General features: G+C 61.8%; 10 protein-coding genes. 5 read left to right on the top strand and 5 right to left on the bottom strand.

Features of this window, described 5'->3' with window-relative positions; translation table 11 throughout:
• On the top strand, nt 1–251 hold a 251-nt coding region (locus QZY44_RS28580), incomplete at its 5' end, for a hypothetical protein (RefSeq protein ID WP_295456045.1).
• 126 nt (nt 252–377) lie between these two features.
• Here QZY44_RS28580 and QZY44_RS28585 read toward each other — a convergent pair.
• A complete protein-coding gene (locus tag QZY44_RS28585) occupies nt 378–557 on the bottom strand; it encodes a hypothetical protein (protein WP_295456036.1) in 180 nt (59 codons plus the stop codon).
• A gap of 150 nt (nt 558–707) precedes the next feature.
• Nucleotides 708–905 (bottom strand): CopG family transcriptional regulator, encoded by a 198-nt coding sequence (locus tag QZY44_RS28590; protein ID WP_295456037.1) that lies wholly within the window; start codon nt 903–905, stop codon nt 708–710.
• A 688-nt stretch (nt 906–1,593) separates the two neighbouring features.
• Here QZY44_RS28590 and QZY44_RS28595 point away from each other — a divergent pair.
• Entirely contained in the window at nt 1,594–2,361 is a 768-nt protein-coding gene (locus QZY44_RS28595; RefSeq protein ID WP_295456038.1) for an IS5 family transposase, read from the top strand.
• 12 nt (nt 2,362–2,373) lie between these two features.
• On the opposite strand, the gene QZY44_RS28600 is transcribed toward QZY44_RS28595, so the two are convergent.
• From QZY44_RS28600 to QZY44_RS28610, 3 genes are read right to left on the bottom strand one after another with little or no spacing between them, the layout of a single operon-like run.
• A complete protein-coding gene (locus tag QZY44_RS28600; protein ID WP_295456039.1) occupies nt 2,374–4,008 on the bottom strand; it encodes an IS66 family transposase in 1,635 nt (544 codons plus the stop codon).
• A 25-nt stretch (nt 4,009–4,033) separates the two neighbouring features.
• Nucleotides 4,034–4,387: an IS66 family insertion sequence element accessory protein TnpB gene (tnpB, locus tag QZY44_RS28605; protein ID WP_295456040.1), complete on the bottom strand. Its 354-nt coding sequence runs from the start codon at nt 4,385–4,387 to the stop codon at nt 4,034–4,036.
• The gene (locus QZY44_RS28610; protein ID WP_295456041.1) at nt 4,384–4,719 is read right to left on the bottom strand and encodes a transposase; all 336 of its coding nucleotides are present in this window, start codon (nt 4,717–4,719) and stop codon (nt 4,384–4,386) included. Before QZY44_RS28610 ends, tnpB begins: the two co-directional genes overlap by 4 nt.
• Nucleotides 4,720–5,331: 612 nt before the next feature.
• Between QZY44_RS28610 and QZY44_RS28615 the strand changes: the two genes are divergently transcribed.
• The 3 genes from QZY44_RS28615 to QZY44_RS36000 all read left to right on the top strand — a co-directional run bounded on the left by QZY44_RS28615 (nt 5,332) and on the right by QZY44_RS36000 (nt 6,745).
• Nucleotides 5,332–5,610 carry a type II toxin-antitoxin system RelB/DinJ family antitoxin gene (locus QZY44_RS28615; protein ID WP_295456042.1) on the top strand — a complete coding sequence of 93 codons (279 nt, stop codon included), beginning with the start codon at nt 5,332–5,334 and terminating at the stop codon, nt 5,608–5,610.
• Nucleotides 5,582–5,911: a type II toxin-antitoxin system YafQ family toxin gene (locus QZY44_RS28620; protein ID WP_295456043.1), complete on the top strand. Its 330-nt coding sequence runs from the start codon at nt 5,582–5,584 to the stop codon at nt 5,909–5,911. Before QZY44_RS28615 ends, QZY44_RS28620 begins: the two co-directional genes overlap by 29 nt.
• Nucleotides 5,912–6,457: 546 nt before the next feature.
• The gene (locus QZY44_RS36000; protein WP_365305477.1) at nt 6,458–6,745 is read left to right on the top strand and encodes a hypothetical protein; all 288 of its coding nucleotides are present in this window, start codon (nt 6,458–6,460) and stop codon (nt 6,743–6,745) included.
• Nucleotides 6,746–7,155 lie beyond the last annotated feature (410 nt).

Here is a 7,155-nt window from a genome sequence, read left to right on the forward strand (position 1 = left end):
TGGATGCCAAGGGCATCACGCTCGGCACGCACCGGGCGCAGACCTTCTCGGTCAAGCGCTTTCCCGACCGCATCGCCTTCGGCATGGCCGCGCGCTATATCGGCGACGTGGTGTCCGGCACGCGGGGCATCCGCCACAACGTCCGGATCACCCTGTCGGGGGTGAGCAGCTCTATCCGTTCACCGCGCAGGGCGAGTACGGACGTTTCTTATCCGGGGCCAACAGCATCCAGTTCGAGCCCAACCTGGTAGTCCTGGATCTCGAAGAGCTGAAGCGGCGCAAACACCGCCAGCAGGTTATCCTGCTGATCCTGATCTACCAGACTCTGCTGGTCACCGGGGCGGGGCCTCGCTGGATGCTCCAAGACGAATGATCGGTCATCCGACGGTGCGTTCGACCTCCGCAATGACTTCGAGTAAGAGCGACAGCTTGATGTGGAGTGTCGAGTGCTCGGGTATGGCGCGAAGCAGATCCAGCACCTTCTGCGGGCTGAGCTGGCCGCGGCGAATCGCGCGCAAGAGGGTGCCTAAGCTCCAGTCGAATGGCGGGTTCGGCATGGGAAAGATGCACGGCCGGTGTCGCTCGGCCTCGGCCCAACCACCTCGGGTACCAGCACCGACGGGAAGTCGCAGAGCAGTTGGAGTGAGCCCAGTTCGTCCAGGTGAATCAGAGGCCCGGCATCGCAAACGACAACGCGAGCGATGGGGCTATCCGTTGCCACGCAGACCCCATTCCAGGCCTTCGCGCACAAAGGTCTCGCTCAGCTCCGGGCTGTGGGAACTCAAGTAGCGACGCAGTGCGTCAATGAGGATCTCGTCAAGGTCGCTCGCCCAGCCGTCGCTAACCAGGATCGCCGCCTGCTGTACCAAGCGATCCGGGATGTTGGCCCGAATGGATGTAGTCATGGTTGGCTTGATCGACGCACTCAATGGACTAGTTTAATGAAAGGATAACCGATGCGGTAAGGGAAAGTAACCAGCCCGCGCGAGCATTTGGCGGCGTTTGGGCCATGCTGCCCTATCGGCTGGATTTGCGTCATGGTCTGTGAGCCGGCGCGTCGATCACAACTCCGGCCACCCAGCCTCTCGTGACACCGCTCCATCGGTGTCACGCATGTGGGCCATTAACCCGTTACGTGCACCCCGGGGCCGGAGTCCAAGGCTTCAGCCTTGGATGGACTGGACCAAGGCTGAAGACATGATGTTCTGACCTGCCCGTCCTCAACCTTGCGTGGATTATGTTGGGGACGGCACGGAGACTTTCCACTTTGATGGTATAGAAACGGTTGCCGTCGGGCAACGCGCCCTCGGTGTTCCAATGGTCTGGAGTTAGAAGCAGACCTTGGTCTGCCAGAATCTTGCGCCGAGCAATCAACTTGGCCCGGATACCGTCGAGCTTCCGCGTTGGGATGTCCTTGGTCGCTTCTACCCAGCTGGGCGGCTGCCAGGTGGCCAGATTGGCGTCGCCCGGGGGTCGCTTGCAGTACCTTAGGGTAAGAGCCTGTCTAGGAACTAAAGCATTGATTTATATATCTAAAAATTGTAGAATCAGGGGATTCTATACGAAATCGCAACTCTATTCGCCAATGTCAATATGACCGAAGAAAATACTGAATTACCTGCCAGGTACCCAAGCGATCTCACAAATGAGGAGTGGGAAATACTTCGACCTATCCTCGAAATGCTTGATCCATATAAGACAGGGCGCCGACGAACATCTGATCTTCGCGAAATACTCAATGCCATATTCTATCTGAATAAGACTGGGTGCCCGTGGCGTTATCTGCCGACCGATCTCCCACCTTACAAGCTCGTTAACTATTATTACAATAAGTGGACAGAAAGTCGAATGCTCGAAACAGTTAACACCGTGCTTCGACAGCGTTTCCGCGAAAGAAAAGACCGAAACCCGGACCCGACGGGGGCAATCATTGATAGCCAAAGCGTCAAAGGCACACCAGAGTCATTTCTCGACTCTGGGTTTGATGGGGGCAAGCTCGTCAAAGGTCGTAAGCGCCATATCGTTGTTGATACAATCGGTTGCCTGCTCGTCGTGTGGGTGCACGCAGCCAACATGTTCGACGGCAAAGCCGCCCGTCAGGTAATAACCAATCTATTCTTGCTTTCCCACACTGTTAAAATGATCTGGGCGGATTGCGGCTATTCTGGCGCAGAACTGTTAGACTGGGTTTTCCTTCACTTCAAATGCGATCTTACGGTCGTGAAAAAGAAGAAAGGTACTCAAGGTTTCCATATGTTACCTCGCCGCTGGGTGGTGGAAAGAACGTTTGCATGGCTTGGTCGATCGCGTCGGTTGAGCAAAGATTACGAGCGGAAGCCAACGTCTAGCGAGACGCAGTAAGCGTCCGGGCAACTACAGGATTGACCCTTCCCGTTTCAGGTCGTCTAATTTCAAATTGTGGGGCAGCAGGGCGGCGATGGCCTCCGGGGTCTTCGCCGCTGGCAGGTGCTCGAAGAGGTGGTTGAGGTAGGCCCACGGCTCCAAGCCGTTGGCCTTCGCCGTTTCGATGAGGCTGTAGAAGGTCGCGCTGACTTCGGCGCCCTTGGGACTGCCGGCGAAGAGAAAGTTTTTGCGACCGATGACGAATGGCCGGATGGCATTCTCGGCGGTGTTGTTGTCGATCTCCAGGTGGCCATCCTCGAGGAAGGTCGTCAGCAGTGGCCACTGCCCCAGGGCATAGCCGATGGCCTGGCCGAGCAAGCCTTTGGGCAGGACCCGCGTGGCGGCGCTGTCGAGCCACCGCTTGATGCGATCGAGGATCGGGCGGCTGCGTTGCTGACGCGCCGCCTGACGGGTCGGCGGATCGGCCTCACGCAGGGTGCGCTCCACGGCATAGAGTTCGCCGATCAGGGCGACCATGTGTTGGGCCGCGCTGGTGTTGCGTCCGGCGGCGGCCTCGACGAACTTGCGCCGCACATGGGTCCAGCAACCGGCATGTCCGAGCACGGCCGGGTCGTTGGCCAGGACCTGGTAGGCACTGTAGCCATCGGACTGCACGTAGAAGCGCGGTGGCGGATCGGTCCCGACGCCGGGAACCTCACCGAGCAAGACCCGCTGGGGGACGGCGGCGGCGCGACTGGGCGCATATTCGAACCAGCGCACGGGTTGCCCCGGCGGCCCGCCGCAGAAGACCCACATGTAGGACTTCTGCGCCGCCTCGCGCCCGGGTTCGCGCAGCACCTGCACCGGTGTTTCATCGATATGGACGACCGGCCCTTGGCGCAGCAGTGCTTTCAACGCGGCGGCGACGGGCATGAGTGGGGTCTGAAGTTGGATGAGCAACCCGGCCATGGTCTGGCGGCTGAGCTCGATGCCCTCGCGGGCAAAGATTTTCTCCTGACGATACAGCGGCAGGGCATCGACGAACTTGGCGGTGACGATGGCCGCCAGCAGCGAGCTGTGGGCGATGGATTTGGGGATGATCTGCACCGGGCGCGGGGCGATTTTCACTCCCACCTCGGCGCCCGCTACATCCTCATCATGCGCCACGTACTTGGCGCGTTTGTATTGGATGACGTAGGTCTGGCGCGGAATGACCGCTAGCTGCTCGGAGGTGTCATAGCCGATGAAGGTCCAGTCCGCGCCCAGCGCCACCTTGTCCGCTTCCGGCAGATCGAGGATGCGCTCCACGCGCGGCAGATGGGGCGGTAGCGGGCGGCGCACCGGCGCGCGCTTGGGCGGCGGCGCCGTGCCATTGGTGGTGTCGGCCGGCGCCGGCGCGCTCACCGGCAGTGCCGCCTCCAACTCGCCAATCAGCGCCTCCAACTCGGTTTCATCGAATAACTTGAGTTGCGACTCGGGAATGCGATCGGTACTGGGGCCAAAACGCTTGCGGCGCAGCAGTTCAATGTATTCCAGCAACTGGGCGATCCGCTGGTGCTGCTGCTCCTGCTCACGCTGCGCGGTGGCCAATTGCTCGCGCAATTGCGCGACCATCCCCTGCAGGATGAGCGGATCATGCGGTAAGTTCTGAGCAGTATTGAGCATGCCGTCTATGATACCAGATCGGCGATTAGAGCAATGAAAAATCAGCTCGTCGATGGGCCTCGACATGCCGCAGATCGAGGCCCTCCAACAACCATCCCAACTCGCGTACGGACACCGTCACCGCCGCCGTATTCGCCTCCTGCGGCCAGTAAAAGCGCTGGCGTTCCAGACGCCGGTACCACAGCCAGAAGCCATTGTTGTGCCAGAACAGAATCTTGATCTTATCCTTGGCACGATTACAGAAAACAAAGAGATGACTGGACAGCGGATCGGCCATCAAAACCTCGGCGACCAGCACCGCCAGGCCGTCAATCGACTTGCGCATGTCCGTCGCCCCCAGGGCCAAATAGACCTGGGTGTGCGCACCAAAGGCGATCATGCCGCCTCCCGTAATACCGCCAATAGCCGCGCCAACGTGGCGGCGTCGAAATCGGCGGCGATCTCCAGGCGCTGCCCATCCTTCAGCACGAGGGTCAGTGGCGACGACTCACGGTGCTCCGGAGTGACCCACTGCACCGGTAACAGACGCACCGGCTGTGCCCGCGCACTCGGCAGGCTCGCGGGTTCCTGGCTCACGATGGCGCGCCAGCGCGCCAGACTGCTGGGCGAGACCCCGTGGCGCTCGCAATACGCCTGTTGCGTCAGCCCGCTACCCGGCCACGCCCGCACCAACTCCCGCCACTGCTCGCGCGTACGCCGCTGTTGTGCCATGCTGAGAACCCCCGAAGTTGCTGTGTTCGGGGTATCATCCCGGCTCGGGACTGGCGGGGAAAGATGCATTTCGCCGGACGCTTACGAGACGCAGGTCTATATTGCGTCCGGCCGCCTGCTTCTCCGGCAGATTTGCAACAATCAAACTCCGTATCTACTAGACCCCAATTGACTATCAGTCATTTGCTGGTTTCTAGACAGTCTCTAAGACTACTTGGTCGATGTGTTCGTCCAGCGCATCGACCGCCATCCCACCTTCGAGGTCCACCGGCTCAACCCGCGGTTTTGGAAGCAGCACCTCGCCGCCAACCCACTGCCCTGCGGTCGATCTCGCCGGGCGCGAGCGGCGCCAGGACCTCGGTCCTTGATGTCCCCCGCAACTCGCCGCGGCGCGTTGGACCGACGACTGGATCGCCGGTCGCCTGCGTGACACCGACTCTGTGACGATGAGGCACCCGGGCCCCGCAGGTGCGGGCAAGGGGGCACCTGCAGGCCGCTTCCGCGTGAGCGGTGAGCGGCTCCAGGTGCGGATGGACTGAGGCCGCCGTGCAGGTGCCCGCGCAGGCGCCCATTGCGCTACAATGTATCTCATCTCGCTGAGCAGAGGACCCCATGACGACCACATCCATGATCCACGTGCGGATCGACGAGCAGGTCAAGGCCCAGGCGAACGCGACGCTGGCAGCGATGGGCCTGTCCATGTCCGATGCCGTTCGCGTATTCCTGACGCGCGTTGCCGCCGAACAGCGGCTTCCATTCGCCCTGGAGGCGCCGAACGCCGAGACCCGCGCGGCGATGGCCGAGGCCGATACGATCGCCCGTCAGCACCACGTCCGTTTCACCACCGCTGCCGAACTGTTCGATGACCTCGACAAGGTCAGCCGCGAGTAAGCGTGCGGTCCCGCCGCGTGCGGCGGACTACACGAAGTCGTTCCTCAAGGACTGGCAGCGACTGTCGCGATCGGGGCGGTTCGACATGCGGAGGCTCAAGGAAGCGATGTTGCTCCTGATCGCCAACGACGGCCCTTTGGGGCCGGAGTGGCTGGATCACCCCTTGGTCGGCAACTGGGAGGGACATCGGGAATGCCACATCGGCGGCGACTTCCTGCTGACATACAAGCTCGACGATCGCCGGAGTACGGGGTTGGTGGTCTTCGTGCGCGCCGGGACCCACGCGGAATTGTTCGAGTAGTCGAGCACCTTGCGCGTCCGTCCGGGGCCGGGTGATTCGCCAGCACGCAAGGCTCGGGCCGGCGACGTTCGCGGTGCACTCAGCGAGACCTGCTCCAGCCAGTGGGCTTGCCGAGGCTGCTGTTCGTGACCTCTTTACCACAACATCAGTGTGGCCATCAGGCGACTGAGCGAACGCAGAACGACCTCGGGGTCGATGGCCTGGCGCCCTATCTTGATGCGGACTGCCACCGCCGTGCCGCCTGCGGCTCGCCAAGGTCCTGTGCAAGACCCTGGACGCCCGCACGAGCGGGCATTGCGACCCCGGAGCCTAGATGACCGTGCAGTATTCTTCGCGCCCCGAGATTGACATAACGAATGTTGTGGTTAACATGCCATTCACCGTGTGTCCGGCTTGCGGTGCACTCAAGCACCCATTAAAAGCTTCGAGGCCGATCGCAATACAATCAAATACCGCTGCCCGGCCGCCGCCTATGGCTTGGAGTGCCAGGGTCGTGAACGGTGCCACCAGGCTGGCGGAGTCACGCCCGGGGAGTATGGGCGCATCGTGCGCATCAGCCTTAATGACCATGATCGACGCATCTTCGTGCCGACGCCGCACGGCAGCCCCAGTTGGCACCGCGGTTACCATCGGCGCAGCGCCCTGGAGCGAATCAATAACCGCATCGACAACAGCTTCGGCTTCGAGCGGCATTTCATCCGCGGCCTGGCGAAAATGCAGACCCGGGTCAGCTTGGCGCTGGCGGTCATGATGGCCATGGCCCTGGGACACGCCAACGACGGTCGCCCCGGGCAGATGCGCTCGCTGGTTCAGCCTATCCCCGCGACCGGGTAACCGCAAGCTCCGCCGCGTCCGGTCAGGCCGCGTGCGCGTTGCCTGCGGGCGTTGCTGTCCGCGGGAAGGGAGTTGTTAAGAAATATTCTCAGTTGGGTGCCCCGGTGGCCTGACTTCGACGGCGCCCGCGAGAAAACTTCAGTGCATCACCCCGCCTGACCCCAGCCTCGCGTGGTGGTGCCCGCACAAGACGCCGCAGCGCAAATGTCTCATGCTGGAGGAGCGTCGCTGCCGCTGACACGGTTCCGTTGCTCAGTTGCTCAGTTGCTCGGACCTGGAGACCCTCCTGGCCCACTTCCTGCCGCGCCGTGACGTCAGCGTCGATGAGGTCATCCGCCAGATGCAGGTGCGCCACGCCAAACGCCAGGCGGCCATCGACGAGGCATTTGAAAAACAACGCCGTGAGCAAA

Origin of the sequence: uncultured Thiodictyon sp. (genome assembly GCA_903837595.1) — a bacterium.
In the GTDB taxonomy this organism is placed as follows: domain Bacteria; phylum Pseudomonadota; class Gammaproteobacteria; order Chromatiales; family Chromatiaceae; genus Thiodictyon.

Bases quoted from the DNA above. Each gene is read 5' to 3' on its own strand.
- QZY44_RS28600 (WP_295456039.1), bottom strand. From the start codon at position 4,008: ATGCTCAATACTGCTCAGAACTTACCGCATGATCCGCTCATCCTGCAG.
- QZY44_RS28615 (WP_295456042.1), top strand. From the start codon at position 5,332: ATGACGACCACATCCATGATCCACGTGCGGATCGACGAGCAGGTCAAG.
- QZY44_RS28590 (WP_295456037.1), bottom strand. From the start codon at position 905: ATGACTACATCCATTCGGGCCAACATCCCGGATCGCTTGGTACAGCAG.
- QZY44_RS28620 (WP_295456043.1), top strand. From the start codon at position 5,582: ATGACCTCGACAAGGTCAGCCGCGAGTAAGCGTGCGGTCCCGCCGCGT.
- QZY44_RS28585 (WP_295456036.1), bottom strand. From the start codon at position 557: ATGCCGAACCCGCCATTCGACTGGAGCTTAGGCACCCTCTTGCGCGCG.
- QZY44_RS28595 (WP_295456038.1), top strand. From the start codon at position 1,594: ATGACCGAAGAAAATACTGAATTACCTGCCAGGTACCCAAGCGATCTC.
- QZY44_RS28610 (WP_295456041.1), bottom strand. From the start codon at position 4,719: ATGGCACAACAGCGGCGTACGCGCGAGCAGTGGCGGGAGTTGGTGCGG.
- tnpB (WP_295456040.1), bottom strand. From the start codon at position 4,387: ATGATCGCCTTTGGTGCGCACACCCAGGTCTATTTGGCCCTGGGGGCG.